Below are 15,860 nucleotides of genomic sequence, written 5' to 3'. Positions count from 1 at the left end.
TCATGTAGAGGTTATTTCATCAGTGTTACGTGAAATATTAAGGGTGTAACAGCCCGGGCGGAGGAATGAATATGTCAACGGTAGTCGTTGTGGGAACACAATGGGGAGATGAAGGGAAAGGGAAAATCACGGATTATTTGGCGGAAAGCGCTGACGTGGTAGCCCGTTACCAAGGCGGCAACAATGCCGGCCACACCATTCTGATTGACGGTAAAAAATTCAAGCTTAGCTTGATTCCATCCGGAGTATTCTATAAAGATAAAACCTGTGTGATCGGAAACGGTATGGTCGTTAACCCGGCTGCACTTATTGAAGAGATTAATTATATTCATGATAACGGGTTCAGCACGGATAATCTGGTAATCAGTGATCGTGCTCATGTTATCATGCCTTATCATATGGTATTGGATGCTCTGGAAGAGGACCGCAAAGGTCCGAACAAAATCGGTACGACCCGCAAGGGAATCGGCCCTTGCTACATGGATAAAGCGGCACGTAACGGTATCCGGATCGCAGATTTGATGGATGCGGAAGAGTTCGAGCTGAAGCTTCGCCATCTGGTGAAGGAGAAGAATCAAGTCATTACCCAGGTGTATGGCGGAGAAGAACTCAATGTTGAAGAGATTCTGACGCAATACCTGGAATACGCCGAAATCATTCGTAAATATGTGCGTGATACTTCCGTCATCCTGAATGATGCGATCGATGCGAATCAAAAAGTATTGTTCGAAGGCGCGCAAGGCGTTATGCTGGACATCGACCAAGGCACGTACCCGTTCGTTACGTCTTCGAATCCTTCTGCCGGCGGTGTATGTATCGGCTCCGGTGTAGGGCCATCGAAGATTCAACAGGTGATCGGTGTGGCTAAATCCTATACGACGCGTGTAGGGGATGGACCTTTCCCAACGGAGCTGGACAATGAGATCGGTGAGTACATTCGTGAAAAAGGACATGAATACGGCACGGTGACCGGACGTGCTCGCCGCGTAGGCTGGTTCGATAGCGTAGTTGTACGCCATGCCCGCCGTGTGAGCGGAATTACCGGCTTGTCCCTGAACTCGCTTGATGTGCTGAGTGGTCTTGAGACCGTTAAGATCTGTACTGCATATAAATTCCGCGGTGAAGAAATCACACACTATCCAGCAAGCCTGAAAATGCTTGCTGAATGCGAAGCAATCTATGAAGAGCTGCCAGGCTGGAACGAAGACATTACCGGAGCAAAAACGCTGGAGGATCTGCCGGAGAACACCCGTCGCTATGTCGAGCGCGTATCCGAGCTGACCGGTATTCCGATTGCTATCTTCTCCGTTGGTCGCAACCGGGAGCAGACGAATCAAGTGCTTCCAATTTACGAGAAATAATCTAGCGTTGGACCAAGGATAAAGAGACTAGAAGTTCAACTTCAACAATAAGATAGGTCTATGAACCTGCCGATAGATATTGTCGGCGGGTTTTTCTTTTTGGTAAAGAAGGTGGAGATCAAAACGCATCGTGAGATAACATTGATACCCTAAAGGTGGAAGAATTTGTCCCTGCATTTGAATAATATTATCCCTTAGTCGGTTGTCCATCCACCCTATAATGGAGAGAGACATAGAGGACAGCACGCTGATAATTTGGAATTGGGGCTAAAGGCAGCGGGTATATGCAGTCAGATCATGTAGGGGGGACAGAAGCCATACGAATTCAATGAGGGGTGTGGCCTTCTTGAGAGCTGGACAAGGTACACGATCCAGCATAATAAAGAACCGGATTCATCTACTAGGTTACTAGGGATGAATCCGGTTTTTTCATACTATAGCAGAGTGGGCGGTCGCTGTTCGGTTAACTTGCCGTCCTCGATATAGACGATTCGGTCACATAGATCGAGCATGCGCTTGTCATGCGTGACCATGACGGCGGCTTTCTGGCGCAACTTGACCTCATCGGCGAGCATCTGAACAACGGTTCGACCGCGCTCCGAATCCAGGCTTGCAGTCGGCTCGTCTGCCAGAATGAGCTCCGGATTGTTCATCCATGCCCGGGCAATCGCAACGCGCTGTCGTTCGCCGCCGGATAAGCTCTCAGGGTAATAAAACTTACGGTGCGATAAACCCAGCCGATGAAGCAGCTCATCCGCCCGCTGCTGCGGCTCCTGGCCGTGCTGACCTGCCAGCTTGGCAATCAGAAGGAGCTGATCTCGAACAGTCAGATAAGGAATCAGATTGGAGGATTGAAAGACAAATCCGATATGGTTCAGCCGCAGCCGATTCAATTTTTTTGCAGATAGCCTTGTAACCTCCTGATCGCCCATCCATATTCGTCCCTGGGTAGGGGATAGCAGTGCCCCTGCAATGGAGAGAAAGGTACTTTTGCCGGAGCCGGAAGGCCCGACAACCGCGACAAATTCCCCGCTTTTGATGTCCAGTGATATGTTGTTAAGTACGTTAACTGTGGTATCCCCATCGCCGAATTCTTTGCTCACCTGATCCAATAACAGTTTGGATGATTTCATTATGCAGCCCTCCCGATAGCTTCGATGGCATCGATCTTGATGACGCGATACAGCGACAATAGCGATCCCATCAGGGATACCGCGAGGAATAGCAACGAACAGAGCAGGACGACCGAAGGGGGTAATGAAAACGGCACGATGCCGGACAACAGGATCGATACTCCATAAGTCAGGCCAATGCTGATCGCAAGACTGACGATGGTAAGGGTCAGGACTTGAAAAATTAGATTCCTCACCAGATAGCCGGTTCCAGCTCCAATGGCCTTCAGGACGCCGAACTGATTCATTTTCTGAATCGTGATGACGTAAAAGAACACAGCCAGGACAAAAGCCGCGATCACAAACAAGAATACAATCATCATGATGAGAGAGCCTTGCTCCTCCTTAAATCCGGGGATGCCCTGCAGCGCATCGTTTTTCGTTATAATCTCAATACCAGATATGTCCCGCGCTAGGGTTTCCTTTTGTTCCGGACTGCCATTCAAAGCAATTGCACTATAGATGGGTTCTTGCTTCGCACTCCTTGGCTGAAGAGCCTTCCACCCTTCAAAATTCATATGAATAACCGGAGCATGGCTGAAGGACTGTCCTTCAGTAAACGCCGCAATGGTATATGTGGCGCCTGTAGCCTGATCAACGATCCGGTCACCTAACTGGTACCCGTCATCTTTCAAGGAGCGGTCGGCCATGACATGGTCCGAATCCGTATTGTTAATCATGGTACCTTCAACAACCTTGGGAGCTAACATGCTCTCCACGTCGATGGCAAAAAAAGCTGCATCGAATTTGGCTGTGGAGCCTTCCTTAGTCAGCGTGTTCATGTGTACCCCCAGCGGGGTGGCCTTGTTTCCACCTGGGTGGCTCCGCACTTCGGTCCAGAGCTCCTCGGTAAGAATGGAGCGATTGATCCGATGATCGGACTCTTCCTGAAGGACCAGATAGTCGGCTTTCATATTTTGTATGGAAGAGGCGTTATCGGAGGAGAGCCCTTGAGCCAATCCCGTCACGAACAGGACGAGCCAGGCAATCAGTACCATAATGAAACCAATCAGCAGATAGCGCAGCTTCGCATGTTGAAGTTCACGCAGTGCAAGAAACATGTGTTTCTCATCTCCATTCCTGTAATTGAGTAGCGCATCATCCCTTTTTATCGATCTTTGCGGGATATGCCTCAAGTATAGGAATGGAATATGAACGGAGCATGAACTTAAGATAAGGCTGCATTACACGATGGAGAGGATGACGGTGAAGGTGGTTCCTTTTCCAGGCTCACTCGTTACTTCAATACGCCCGCCATGGAGCTCAACAATCTTCTGAGTAATGGATAAGCCCAATCCGCTGCTGCCCTCGGAACGATCCCGAGCCTCATCCACACGGTAGAACCTGTTAAAGATGTGAGGGAGATGTTCTTGCGGAATGCCAATGCCCGTATCCGAGATCTCGATGCTGCATTGTTTGTTGTTTTGTTCGGTGACACGCAGCGAGATGACGCCCTCTGGAGCCGTAAATTTAATGCTGTTGGTGATGAGGTTGGTCCATACTTGATGCAGCAGGTGTTGATCACCATAGATATAGGTTGACGGCAGCGACATATCGATGGTCAAGTCCTTGCTGCGCCAGCTCCATTCGGTGTGAAACAATACCTGCCTGATTTGCTCGGCAACGTCGAAGGTGGATTTCTCCAGAATGTTCTCTTCCTTATCCAAGGAAGCCAGCATAAGCAGCTGTTTGCTAAGTTGGGATATTCGGCGGCTCTCCGCTTCAATGATCGACAAGTAATGCTGCCGCTGTTCTTCGGACAAGCGCTTGGTTTGCAGCGTCTGCGAAAAGCCCTGAATGGAGGCAAGCGGTGACTGGATTTCATGCGATACATTGGATACAAACTCCTGACGCATCTGCTCCAGCTGCGCCAAACCTTTGGCCATCTGGGAAAAATGATTCGCGAGCTGTCCCAGCTCATCCCGCCGGGTGACATTCAGCTCAATGTTATATTGGCCCTGCGCCACGCTCTGGGTAGCCACGGTTAACTTCACAATCGGTTTCACGATATATCGCGTAATGATGCCTACAAGCAGAATGCTCAGCAGGATGGCGATGGCCATAATGATCGAGAAGAAGATGCGCATTTCGCCGAACTGAACGGTAATATCGGGCCTGATGAAGAGCGCGTGAGGGCTGCCGTCTACCTGTAATGGAATGCCGATGGAATTGCTTAGGACATTGTCAAAAAAGCCGGTAATGAACAGCTCCGATGGGAACTCCGCGATGCCATGGTATACCTTACCGTCCAGCACCTGCTGCACCGTTTCGGGCGAGAGGTCCCGCTCACGGAAAATGCCGCCATAGAGCCACGTCTTGCCTTGATCGTTCACCAGATAGAATTGATAGCCGAGCTGTCCGATGTGGTGGAGATATTCATGAATATCAATCTCCGGGTGGCTGTCATAGAAATCCCCGATATCCTTGGCCATGGTGGTGACCTTCTGATCATTGAAGGGCTTGAGATTGTACTGGTAGTAGAGATTAGAAAACACAAAAGCAATCAGGCTGCTGATAACCATAATGGCGATGGTAGTGAGGACGATTCGCGAATAGAGGGTTTTCACTGCGGCATCGCCTCCAATTTATACCCCACACCCCGAATGGTCCGTATTTGGAAATCTCCGCTTCGGTCCGCGAAGCGTTCCCGCAGCCGTTTGATATGGACGTCAACGGTCCGGTCATCTCCGTCAAAATCCGTTCCCCAGATGAGCTGAATCAATTCCTCGCGCGAGAACGTCCGGTCCGGGTAGCTCGCAAGCTGGGAGAGCAGTTCAAATTCCTTCATCGGCAGCATCAGTACCTTCCCGTGCCCCTGGACTTCATAGCTTTTGCGGTCGATGGTCGTTTCGTTCAGATGGATCTTATCCGCGCTGACCATCTGATACCGTCGCAGAAGTGCCTTAATTCGAAACAGCAGCTCCCTTGGTTCAAATGGTTTGGTTAAGTAGTCATCCGTTCCAACAGCAAAGCCCTTCTCCTTATCCACGAGCTGATCCTTGGCCGTCAGCAGAATGACGGGAAAATCATAATAACGCCGGATTTCGTCGCAGAGCTGATAACCGTCCTTGTTCGGCATCATGACATCTACGACAGCCAGATGAACTTGTTCCTCCGCCAAGCGAGCAGAAGCTTCTTCCCCATCAGCGGCAGTAAACACCGTGTATCCTTCGGATTGCAGATGATATTGCAGCAGTTCCCGAATATGCGCGTCGTCATCCGCGATTAATATATGAATCATTGCTAGATTGACCTCCTTCATATGAAGTACCGATTGATTATATATGTATCATAAATTCCGGTCTGCGGTCGATTGTACTCTCTATCGCATGGAAGTAGTGTGACCTAAATCCAACCGAATCATGAAATATATCAAATGGAAGTAGAAAAAATGAGGGAAATGGGATTGAAGCGATTCCGAGCCGTCAATACTGGAAAAAGAAAGCAATTATGGCCATGTCATTTCAGAGCATGCATGAGGAAGGAGGAGTACGGATGAAGTGGACGAAATGGCTGCTGAAAATCAGCCTGACCGCTATCCTGGTGAGCACGCTCACGATTGTGACAACAGGCATCGTGGTCAATGCCTATATTCAATCGGTGTTGTCCAGTTTTAACATTCAGCTGGAGACGGAGCCGATGGGGGTTGGAGGTATTATGAAGTCGATGCTGGGCATGGGCTCCGGCACCAAGCCGGATGCGGGAAGCGTCAATGCCGCGAAGGATAATAGCCAGTTGGAAGAAGATCAAGGCTCCGCGGACGATGAACCGGCATCAGGAGCCGGCTCCGAAACGAATGGAGGGACCAAGGAGGACGAAGAGACGAGTTCGGGATCATCGGGAACGTCAGGGGAGACGCCAAATGATGAAGAGGCACCGGATAATTCCTTGCCCGTGATGGGCACGAACACGACACAGCAGCCAGACGATTCCTCGCTGGAGGATCAGGAGATTGTAATGACACCGGGAGAAATTGTGGATCGAAAGGACAGTCTGCCAACAGAGGAGAAGGAAGAGATTTTTACCATGCTGATGAATAAGCTGCCCCAATCGGAAATGCAGAAGATCTCCGAGGCGATGGAGGATGGGCTGACCGCGGCGGAACTTGCGGACATTGAGCAGGGCATATCCAAATATTTGAATGCAGAGGAATTCGATAAACTGATCACCATGCTCAAAGAATAACGGTATGACGGCGTTCAGGCCTGTTCTGTCACTGTTTTGTCACTGACTTGCTAAGGTTATATATTAGGAAAAATGAGGAAACCCGCGCTGGGCGCGGGTTTATCGCCGTTTTCGTAAACTTGAAATGATTGTAAAGGCTATGTTAAAGTATACGAAGATCGAAAAGGTTAAAATTTTGATACCTTTTGACAGGTTGTGTCACATTCAATGCTAAGTCAGCAAGTTCAGATGAATGGATTCTTACATATGAACAAGGCTTAAAGGAGAGAGACATGAAAGGTTCTAAGGGGAAACGGTGGATAGACAGCCTCTTGCGTAAGCAAGCAGCCGATCATTCTGCCCACAACAACAACTCGAATCGTGAGCGCTCGGAGCCGTCGAATCCACAAAAACGGGGATGGAACTCACCGCGCAGGTGGATTTGGATTTCGGCAGGGGCATTGCTCATAGCAGGATCGATATATACGGGCGGAAAAGCGTATGTGAACGCGAATACGATTCCGTTCTATCATGTGTTTGTAGATGGAAAAGCAATCGGTACCATTCAAGATGATGCCCAGCTTAACCAGCTGATTAAAGAGAAGCAGAAGGAATATCAGGAAGAGTACCCAGATGTACTTATGGTGCTCAATACCAACGGCATTACAACCAAAGCCGACCGTTCCTATAAACCAGAGGTGAACAGCGAGGAGACACTCCATAAGCTGGATAACATCCTGAAGGCATATGCCCGCGGCGTGGAGCTGAAGGTGAACGGCAAGACAGTGGCGATCGTGAAGGATCAGCAGACGGCCAAAGCTGCCGTCGAAGCAGCCAAGCTGAAGTTCGCGCCGGCGGCTGCCCAGAAAGAGAAGACGCAGAAGGTCGCTTTCACGAAGACGTCCGCATCGGCATCGGGCAAGAAGAGTGGTGACGGAAGCGGGCTCCAATCGGTTGACATTAAAGAAAAAATCTCGCTGGCCAACACGAAGGCTGATCCGAACAAGGTGCTGGACGTGGAAGAAGCGGTGAAGGTGCTGACGGGCACGAAGGACAAGCCCGTGGTGTACACGGTGAAAGAGGGGGATACGATCTCCTCAATTGCACAGCATTTCGGCATGAAGTCTGCTGACGTCATGGCCCTGAATCCGGGGCTGGAGGAGAAATACGTTCAGATCGGAGCCGAGCTGCAGGTGACGAAGCCGGAAGCGCCGCTGACGGTAAGAACGGTGGAGACGGTGTCGTTGAAGCAGCCAAGCAAACCGGAAACGATCGTCCGCAAGAGCAGCGAGCTTCCACTTGGGAAACGAAAGGTCGTTCGTCCCGGGCGGGATGGCGTCAAAACCGTGGATTACATCGTGACCAAAGAGAACGGGAAGGTTATCTCCAAGCAATGGACGGGTCAACAGGTGGTTCAGGAATCGCTGCCGGAAGTTGTGTACAAAGGCACCAAGGTGGCGCCTAAGAAAAAAGCAGTAACGGTGACCCAGAAATCCGACGGCAGCATGTTCGCATGGCCGGTCAGCGGGGCACGCATTACGAGTGCCTACGGTCATCGCTGGGGCAGAAGCCATGAGGGTGTCGATATGGTTGGCGGAAGCACGATTATGGCAGCCGCCTCGGGAACAGTGGTCTTCGCTGGACAGCAGAGCGGTTACGGCAATGTCGTCATTGTCGATCATGGCAATGGATACCGCACCCTATACGGGCATATGAGCAGGATTTCCGTGAGCAGCGGACAATCCGTTGGACAAGGCTCCAAGCTGGGCGTCATGGGCAATACGGGCCGTTCTACTGGAACTCATCTCCATTTCGAAGTGCAAAAAAATGGAGTTGCCCAAAATCCGATGAATTATCTGTAGTTCTGTGTTATACTAGGTAAACCAATGCGACATAAGCCATTATTGGTTCATATATCATAATAGTGAAGATGGCCGCTCCTTAACGGGGGCGGCCATCTTTGCGTCTTGCCAGTTGGAGTGGGGATGTGGGACAGAACGGGAAATATCTTTCCAGCCGCTGTTGTCCGCCCTTTGTCTGAATTGAATTTTATGAGGGGACAAAGGACTCCCAAAGGCGTCTTCCAAGATATTTTCCCTTATCTGTCGATTCCATCCCCGTACATTCCGGCTAAGCTGCGAAGCTGGTGGCCGCCCCCTAAATCGAGCGGCCGTAGGGAGGCGGTGTGGGTGGGACAGAACGGGAAATAAGTCTGCAGTGGTGTAGCAAGCGGTGTCCCTCGATATGAATTATTCTCTTTTGTAGGCGTAGACTAGGAGATTAACCAACGTTAGTATCACTACTACAATAAACATCATAAAGGAGACAGCGTCGCCGCTGGTACCTAATTCATCTGCAAGGTAACCTATTTGATAGGTCAGATGAGCGGATACTGCCAAACTAATAAGGGTAATTATTGCGATTGTAAAACCATTGATTATTTTATGGCGATTCCGAAAAATCATGATGAACAATGAGATGATCAGAATGAGGATAAACAGAATATATATGGGTCTAAAATGAGTAACTATATTTGTACTTTCCATCCATATAACTCCTTCCTATATTTATAGATTGAGCTCTCATTCTTAACTTAAATAAAACGGATGAAACTCCCTTAAAGAAGGATGATTCCATCATAATCCAGAAAAGTTATGAATTTCAACTATGGAGACGCTCTTACAAGAGCACGATCTTCATCATTTTAATCCGCGCACCCATAAAGCGAAGGGGATCCTCTTCTCTTACGCCTGATCTGTTATTCATTGGAGCTTATCGTCAAAGTGACCACCCCCTAAATCGGGTCAACTGGTTAGGAGCGGTGGGTGTGTAGCGGCGACAGGTGTGGTAAAATGAGAGGAAGACCGTTTAAGTGTGAGTTCAAAAAGTCAAACTTTCAGCACCAAGAAGGTTGGATGAAGCTAGGGATTGAGGAGCGGAGCGTACGTTTTGGGTACGTGAGCACCGGAAAGCCCGGCTGAATTCAAGATTCGATGTCGAGTGGGCTACTGGTGCTGCTTCGTGATCAAAGAGGGACTTTTTGAACATCCTCTTTAAGTGAAGGTATGAGGTGAACAGGACAATGCAGGGAACCATTCTGGTGGTGGATGACGAACAACCCATCGCCGATATTTTAAAGTTTAACTTGGAAAAAGAGGGCTATGAGGTCATCTGCGCTTTTGATGGCATTAGCGCGGTAGAGATTGCACTCACGAAGCGGCCGGATTTAATGCTGCTTGACTTGATGCTGCCCGGAAAAGACGGAATGGATGTGTGCCGCGAGGTACGTGCCGCGAACCTGCAGATCCCGATTATCATGCTGACGGCAAAGGACGGGGAGATCGACAAGGTGCTTGGACTTGAGCTTGGCGCAGATGATTACGTGACGAAGCCGTTCAGCACCAGAGAAATACTGGCACGCGTGAAGGCGCATCTGCGCCGTCAGCAGAAGCCGGACAACTCAGCAGATAACACAGGCGGCACAAGTGCAGGCGGACAAGGCCTGCGGCTGTTTGAGCTGTTTATTGATACCGATATGTACATGGTATACAAAAGCGGGGAAGCGCTCGATTTGACGCACCGCGAATATGAATTGGTGTATTATTTGGCCCGTAATGCCGGCAAAGTGATGACTCGTGAACATTTGCTGCAGGCGGTATGGGGTTTTGAATACTTTGGCGATGTGCGGACTGTGGATGTTACGATTCGCCGACTTCGCGAGAAGATTGAAGAGAATCCGAGCAAGCCGGAATATATCCTGACTCGGCGCGGACTAGGCTACCTGATGCGCAGCGCTAAAAACGGAGGCCTGTAATGAAGTGGCTGTCCTTCTTCCGCACCATTCAGGCGAAGGTCATCATCATCTATGTCCTTCTCATTCTGATCGCGATGCAGCTGATCGGGGTGTATTTTGTTAGTGCGATGAAGAACTCGCTGACCAGCAACTTCACGAAGGATTTGCAGGAGCGCGCCGAGCTGATGTCAGTGCTGGCAGCTAAGACCCTTGGCGGCGAGAATGATTCGGAAGAGGATTCGATCGACAGCCTGCGGATTATGGTGAACAATCTGTTCAATTTGAACGGAGCCGAGATCCAGGTGCTGGATCCCACCGGGCGGGTACTGACGACCTCGCTGCCCTCCCACGCTGATTATGTGAACACCAAGAACACGCAGACGGTTGTCAGCCGGGCCTTGCAGGGAATACAGGATAATGAAGAGTATATCATCGATGATGATAATATCCGCAAAAAAGTGGTGGCCAAGCCCGTCATGTACAACGAGAAAATCGTTGGTGCGATTTATATCGTAGCCAGCATGAGCGAGCTGTACAGCACGATGCAGCGGATCAACAATATTTTTATATCGGGCATTCTCTTGGCCCTTGGTTTGACGGCGGTGCTTGGCGTAATCCTGTCACATACGATTACCCATCCGATCAAGGAGCTGACCAAGCATGCCCGGGCTGTCGCGGATGGCCGGTTTACCGAGAAAACGCCAGTGTTCGGCAGCGATGAGATCGGCCAGCTCAGCCAGGCGTTCAACTATATGACCAGCCGTCTGCGCGAAGCCCTCTCGCAGAACGAAGAAGAGAAAGAGAAGCTTGCTTCGATTCTGACCAATATGAGCGACGGTGTTATCGCAACCGATGAAGCGGGACGCGTCATTCTAATGAACCGGCGCGCCGGCGAAATGCTGGGCGTGGAAGGGGAAGAGCTGGCAGGACACGATATTGTGTCCCTACTGGGTCTTGAGGAGTCCGAGTCGGAGGCGCTGGCGCTCAGTGAAGGTCATGATTCCAAACTGCTGGAGATTGTGCCGCACGAGGGCAGCGAACCGTTCATGATGCGTGTGACCTTTACTCCGATTCACCGGCGGGAGATCGGCATCACCGGTACGATTGCGGTGCTGCAAGACGTTACAGAGCAAGAAAAATTGGAAGCATCCCGGCGGGAGTTCGTGGCGAATGTATCCCATGAGCTGCGCACGCCGCTGACAACCATCAAGAGTTATACCGAGGCGCTGGAGGATGGGGCGCTGGAGGATAAACAGATGGGGCCGCGATTTGTCGGCGTCATTCAGAATGAGACCGGCCGGATGATCCGGCTGGTAACGGACCTGCTGCATCTGTCACGGCTTGATTCCAAGGAGGCTGCGCTGCATAAGGAGCCAACGGACATTGTGGAGATGCTGGAGGACGTAGAGGACCGTTTCTCTTTTCAAATGAAGCAAAAGCATATCCGTACCATTATTGAGGTGAAACCGGGCGTATCGACAGCTATGCTGGACCGGGATGGCATTGATCAGGTTCTCGACAACTTGATATCTAATGCTCTTAAATATACGCCAGACGGAGGCACTATCACCATGGATGCAAGCATTACGGAGGAAGGCATGCTGTCCTTATCGGTAAAGGATACCGGGATCGGCATTCCGAAGAAGGATCTTGACCGGATCTTCGAGCGATTCTACCGGGTAGATAAGGCTCGGACGCGCAATTTAGGCGGAACAGGCCTCGGTTTATCCATTGCCCGGGAAATTGTCAGGGCACATGGAGGTTTTATTACGCTTCATTCCGAGCTGGAGAAAGGCACCACGGTGACCTTCACCTTGCCCCTGGATTACGAGGGGAGGGCGTTAACGTGAAGGAGCGATTAAAGACCATTCTGTTGGTTGTGTTGGTCGTTGGCAGTTTGCTGCAGAGTTACGTTTTGATTTTCCGCTTTCCAGGCAGTGATTCGGTTGTGCAATCCAAGAACGCCTATATCCGAACCGAGGAAATGGGCCCGGAGGAAAAGGCCGAGAATCTGCTCTTTCCCGACAAGATGATTATTCATCTGGGCGAAGACCAACATACGGTGTTCTATCCGAACGATACGTTCTACAATCTTGTGTATAACCGGCTTAAAGGGCGGACTTTTGATAATTTTCAGCGTAGGATGGTCAGCAACATCGACTGGGCCAAGGTTCGCTCCGAGAATCGGGGCATTGAGCTGAGCTTTGATTCGGGCATTCCGGTTACCCTGCTCCAGAGAGTGATGCAGATCGTTCCGGATTCCCTGTTTGAAGGGGAGAGCATCAATAAAATATGGCTGTACAGCGTGGAAGGCGAAGCGAAGATCCATGTGATGTTTTTCAGTACGGAGGGCGATGTCGTTTATGAAGCTGCACAGGCGGATTTGACCGTACAGGACGTGGATCAACTGGTGGACTTCGGGCTGAGCTGGACACCGTATAAGATGGTGAATGGCCGGTATTATACCCCGGAGAAGGAACTGAATATGGTCAGCATTGAACTGCCGATTGGCGAATATACGGTAGAGCAGATGCAGCGAAGCCTGTTCTTTGACCCTAGTATCACCCGCAACATCCGGGAAAAAGACGGGTCCGAGATTTATACGGACAGTAAGCGGAGCCTGCAGGTGGACCAGGGGCAGAAATGGATCAGTTATACCGATCCGGCTGCACCGCCATCCGGTGAGAGCAGCCCTGGCAAGGATGTGCTGTCGGCCATCGATTTCGTGAATCAGCACGGGGGCTGGAATGGCACGTACAGGCTGGCTAAGGCGGGTGAATCCGAGGATCGAACGCTGGTGAAATTCCAGCAGTACTATGGCGGATTCCCGATCCTGAATACACCAGGCTTTCAGTATGGCGTCATGGAATTGGATTTACAGCAGGGAACGGTAACCTCGTATGAGCGCTCGCTCTTATATCTTGAGTCTGCTGCCTTGAAGAAGCAGATGGTGAAGCTGACGGGGGGCGAGGCCTTGGAAGCGAAGCTGAAGCCTTATATCGAGGAGAAAAATATGGTTATAGGTCTGGATCCTGCCTATTTACCGGTGCGGACCGGAGAAGGGCTGCTGTTGAAGCCTGTATGGGCCTTGGAGCTCCAGAACGGGTCAGTTATCACACTCGAATAAATGATGAAGATGGTAATTGAATCACAAGGAGGGATGATCATGGATTGGGGCCGTGCCAAAAATGTATTGATTTACGCGTTTTTGCTGCTGAATCTGGTGCTGGGCTATCAGCTCTGGATGGATTACCGCGAGCAGCTCGGCTCCAATCTGGATTTTACCTCGCTTTCCGAGAGCACCCAGCAGGTGATGGAGAAAAATGGGATTCAATTGCTGAGTCCGATTCCAACAGAAACGCCGCAGTTGCCCAAGATTAATTATATCTACAGCGCGGAAGCCCAGGGAGAGCCGGTAGGGCTGGAGCAGCCGGTGGATACCAAGCTGATTTATGCCGATGAGAAGGAATTGCGGAATGCGCTGGAAGGCAAGATCGCGGATCTTGGGAACTATCGCCATGATGAGCCATCGGATAAGGAGAACATCTTCGTATTTCGACCGTTGGTGCAGAAGGAATGGCCCCTATTTAATGTGGAATTGGAGTTTATCCATGAATCCCAGAAGATCTATGCGTTTCGCGTACCCGTGTTTGAGATTCTGCCAAGCAGCGATATGGAGGAGCAGAAGGTTCTGCCCGCATCGAAGGCATTGGAGACACTTATTGAACGTAATTTCATCCCGCCTGATTCGGCGGTAAGGGACATTCAGCTTGGCTATTATGGACAGTTGTTTAATACGGAGGATCAGTTAGCAGCACCAACCTGGCGGTTTACATTGGATCATGGCGAGATGATCTATGTACAAGGCATCAGCGGGGACGTGCTGACGCCAAAAAGCGATACGACAAAGGAGTAACAAGACTATGGGGATTTCATTTTCCGTGCTGTCGAGCGGCTCAACGGGCAATGCGACCATTGTCCGCAATGAGGATACGACACTGCTGATTGATGCGGGCTTAAGTGCACGGCGCATCGATGAACTGTTGAAGGAACGCGAAATGATGGGAGAAGAAATCGACGGGATCCTGGTCACGCATGAGCATTCGGATCATATTCGTGGGCTTGGCGCAGTGGCACGCAAATACAATCTGCCGATCTATGCCAATGAGAAGACGTGGGAAGCGATGAGCAAGTCGCTGGGCAAGATTGCGGAAGAGAACCGGATTGTGCTGGAGAGTCATGAGGTCAAGGATTTTGGCACGCTTCGGGTGGAGCCGTTTGAAATATCCCATGACGCTGCGGCACCGGTCGGTTATTGCTTCTATGACGGCGACGAGAAGCTGGGCGTCGCTACGGACCTCGGTTATGTCAGTGATAAGGTGAAGAAAGCGCTGGATGGATCGGATGTCCTGGTCCTGGAAGCCAATCACGATATTGAGATGCTCCGGATGGGACGCTATCCGTGGAATACCAAACGCCGAATTCTCGGCGACATGGGGCATTTATCGAATAATTCGGCAGGCGATGCCTTAAGCGAGCTGCTGACGGGAGATACCAAACGTACATATCTTGCTCATCTCAGTCTCGATCACAACATGATGGAGCTGGCGAGAATGACCGTACGCGATACGATGGAGGACCGCGGCTGCTTCTTTAAGGATAGCGAGTTCAAATTGTGCGATACGTATTATGACCGTCCGACCCCTTGGGATAAGGTGGGGGAATAGGTTTAGGCAACGACAGGTTTACCGTAGGAAATTTATTTTCGAAGCCATCATATATTAGTTATCATTATACAGGCATTACAAAAACAGCCCCACCGTCATAGGGATCTATGATATGGAGCTGTTTTTGCTGTTTAAGGAATACCATAATCCAAGAAACAAGGTTAGTTTTAACGCTTGCTGAGGCTCTCTTGCGCCATACGAACCATCTCCCGGACCATGGAACCGCCAATCGCACCGCCGACTTTACCGGCCTGCTCGGTGGTCAGATCTCTGTTGTCGCCCGGCTTCAGCGGAACACCAAGTGACTTGGCCACCTCATATTTGACGTCCTGCTGTCTCTGCGGGTCTACTTGATAGCCTTCCTCCCGCATGACGTCGGTCATGAACTGCTGCATTTCGGGACTCCGGCGCCGCCTTGATCTTCTAGCCATTCCATAACCCCTCCTTACAGTATGGTTTCCCCTTCATAACATTCCCTGCAGGTCACCTACAGATGAATGGATAACCTAACCAGTTCAACTATGGGAAGAGTTGAAGAGAATGGGACTGTGGCAGAGGTAGCAAATTCTGCACACAGGATAGAATCAGAGCATCGCTTGCGTTCAATATCTGACGAAATCTTACCTAACGTATATACTTATTG

At 50.4% G+C, this 15,860-nt stretch carries 13 protein-coding genes; 8 read left to right on the top strand and 5 right to left on the bottom strand.

The window, feature by feature from the left end; all coding sequences use genetic code 11:
• Positions 1-71: 71 nt before the first annotated feature.
• On the top strand, positions 72-1,361 hold the full coding sequence (locus tag CRG97_RS32515; RefSeq protein ID WP_098749584.1) for an adenylosuccinate synthase: 1,290 nt from the start codon (positions 72-74) through the stop codon (positions 1,359-1,361).
• Positions 1,362-1,795: 434 nt separating this feature from the next.
• Here CRG97_RS32515 and CRG97_RS32510 read toward each other — a convergent pair whose 3' ends face one another.
• From CRG97_RS32510 to CRG97_RS32495, 4 genes are all read right to left on the bottom strand, one after another.
• Complete coding sequence (locus CRG97_RS32510; protein WP_098749583.1) at positions 1,796-2,494, bottom strand: ABC transporter ATP-binding protein; 699 nt, start codon at positions 2,492-2,494, stop codon at positions 1,796-1,798.
• Complete coding sequence (locus CRG97_RS32505; protein ID WP_098749582.1) at positions 2,494-3,594, bottom strand: ABC transporter permease; 1,101 nt, start codon at positions 3,592-3,594, stop codon at positions 2,494-2,496. The genes CRG97_RS32510 and CRG97_RS32505 overlap by 1 nt, the downstream gene beginning before the upstream one ends.
• A gap of 123 nt (positions 3,595-3,717) precedes the next feature.
• Entirely contained in the window at positions 3,718-5,100 is a 1,383-nt protein-coding gene (locus CRG97_RS32500) for a sensor histidine kinase (protein ID WP_098749581.1), read from the bottom strand.
• Positions 5,097-5,774, bottom strand: coding sequence for a response regulator transcription factor (locus CRG97_RS32495; protein WP_098749580.1), 678 nt, complete (start codon positions 5,772-5,774; stop codon positions 5,097-5,099). Before CRG97_RS32495 ends, CRG97_RS32500 begins: the two co-directional genes overlap by 4 nt.
• A 254-nt stretch (positions 5,775-6,028) precedes the next feature.
• Between CRG97_RS32495 and CRG97_RS32490 the strand changes: the two genes are divergently transcribed.
• The 7 genes from CRG97_RS32490 (at position 6,029) to CRG97_RS32455 (ending at position 15,217) form a co-directional block, all read left to right on the top strand.
• Positions 6,029-6,718, top strand: a complete 690-nt coding sequence (locus tag CRG97_RS32490; RefSeq protein WP_098749579.1) for a hypothetical protein — start codon at positions 6,029-6,031, stop codon at positions 6,716-6,718.
• 272 nt (positions 6,719-6,990) lie between these two features.
• The gene (locus CRG97_RS32485) at positions 6,991-8,559 is read left to right on the top strand and encodes a peptidoglycan DD-metalloendopeptidase family protein (protein WP_098749578.1); all 1,569 of its coding nucleotides are present in this window, start codon (positions 6,991-6,993) and stop codon (positions 8,557-8,559) included.
• A 1,220-nt stretch (positions 8,560-9,779) separates the two neighbouring features.
• Positions 9,780-10,511, top strand: a complete 732-nt coding sequence (gene yycF / locus CRG97_RS32475; RefSeq protein ID WP_071219355.1) for a response regulator YycF — start codon at positions 9,780-9,782, stop codon at positions 10,509-10,511.
• A complete protein-coding gene (gene walK, locus CRG97_RS32470) occupies positions 10,511-12,340 on the top strand; it encodes a cell wall metabolism sensor histidine kinase WalK (protein ID WP_098749576.1) in 1,830 nt (609 codons plus the stop codon). The genes yycF and walK overlap by 1 nt, the downstream gene beginning before the upstream one ends.
• Positions 12,337-13,617, top strand: a complete 1,281-nt coding sequence (locus CRG97_RS32465) for a YycH family regulatory protein (protein WP_098749575.1) — start codon at positions 12,337-12,339, stop codon at positions 13,615-13,617. Before walK ends, CRG97_RS32465 begins: the two co-directional genes overlap by 4 nt.
• A gap of 39 nt (positions 13,618-13,656) precedes the next feature.
• The gene (gene yycI, locus CRG97_RS32460) at positions 13,657-14,406 is read left to right on the top strand and encodes a two-component system regulatory protein YycI (RefSeq protein ID WP_098749574.1); all 750 of its coding nucleotides are present in this window, start codon (positions 13,657-13,659) and stop codon (positions 14,404-14,406) included.
• A 7-nt stretch (positions 14,407-14,413) separates the two neighbouring features.
• Positions 14,414-15,217: an MBL fold metallo-hydrolase gene (locus tag CRG97_RS32455; RefSeq protein WP_071219359.1), complete on the top strand. Its 804-nt coding sequence runs from the start codon at positions 14,414-14,416 to the stop codon at positions 15,215-15,217.
• Positions 15,218-15,384: 167 nt separating this feature from the next.
• Here the strand turns inward: CRG97_RS32455 and CRG97_RS32450 are convergent, their stop codons facing one another.
• Positions 15,385-15,648 (bottom strand): alpha/beta-type small acid-soluble spore protein, encoded by a 264-nt coding sequence (locus CRG97_RS32450; protein WP_202619028.1) that lies wholly within the window; start codon positions 15,646-15,648, stop codon positions 15,385-15,387.
• Positions 15,649-15,860: the final 212 nt, after the last annotated feature.

The sequence above is a fragment of the Paenibacillus sp. EZ-K15 genome, assembly GCF_002573715.1.
Taxonomy (GTDB): Bacteria; Bacillota; Bacilli; order Paenibacillales; family Paenibacillaceae; genus Paenibacillus_AQ.
Note: the sequence above shows the minus strand (reverse complement) of the source record. Positions and strands in the feature narration are given on the sequence as shown.

Bases quoted from the DNA above. Each gene is read 5' to 3' on its own strand.
- yycI (WP_098749574.1), top strand. From the start codon at position 13,657: ATGGATTGGGGCCGTGCCAAAAATGTATTGATTTACGCGTTTTTGCTG.
- yycF (WP_071219355.1), top strand. From the start codon at position 9,780: ATGCAGGGAACCATTCTGGTGGTGGATGACGAACAACCCATCGCCGAT.
- CRG97_RS32450 (WP_202619028.1), bottom strand. From the start codon at position 15,648: ATGGCTAGAAGATCAAGGCGGCGCCGGAGTCCCGAAATGCAGCAGTTC.
- CRG97_RS32490 (WP_098749579.1), top strand. From the start codon at position 6,029: ATGAAGTGGACGAAATGGCTGCTGAAAATCAGCCTGACCGCTATCCTG.
- CRG97_RS32505 (WP_098749582.1), bottom strand. From the start codon at position 3,594: ATGTTTCTTGCACTGCGTGAACTTCAACATGCGAAGCTGCGCTATCTG.
- CRG97_RS32455 (WP_071219359.1), top strand. From the start codon at position 14,414: ATGGGGATTTCATTTTCCGTGCTGTCGAGCGGCTCAACGGGCAATGCG.
- CRG97_RS32495 (WP_098749580.1), bottom strand. From the start codon at position 5,774: ATGATTCATATATTAATCGCGGATGACGACGCGCATATTCGGGAACTG.
- CRG97_RS32485 (WP_098749578.1), top strand. From the start codon at position 6,991: ATGAAAGGTTCTAAGGGGAAACGGTGGATAGACAGCCTCTTGCGTAAG.
- CRG97_RS32510 (WP_098749583.1), bottom strand. From the start codon at position 2,494: ATGAAATCATCCAAACTGTTATTGGATCAGGTGAGCAAAGAATTCGGC.
- CRG97_RS32515 (WP_098749584.1), top strand. From the start codon at position 72: ATGTCAACGGTAGTCGTTGTGGGAACACAATGGGGAGATGAAGGGAAA.
- walK (WP_098749576.1), top strand. From the start codon at position 10,511: ATGAAGTGGCTGTCCTTCTTCCGCACCATTCAGGCGAAGGTCATCATC.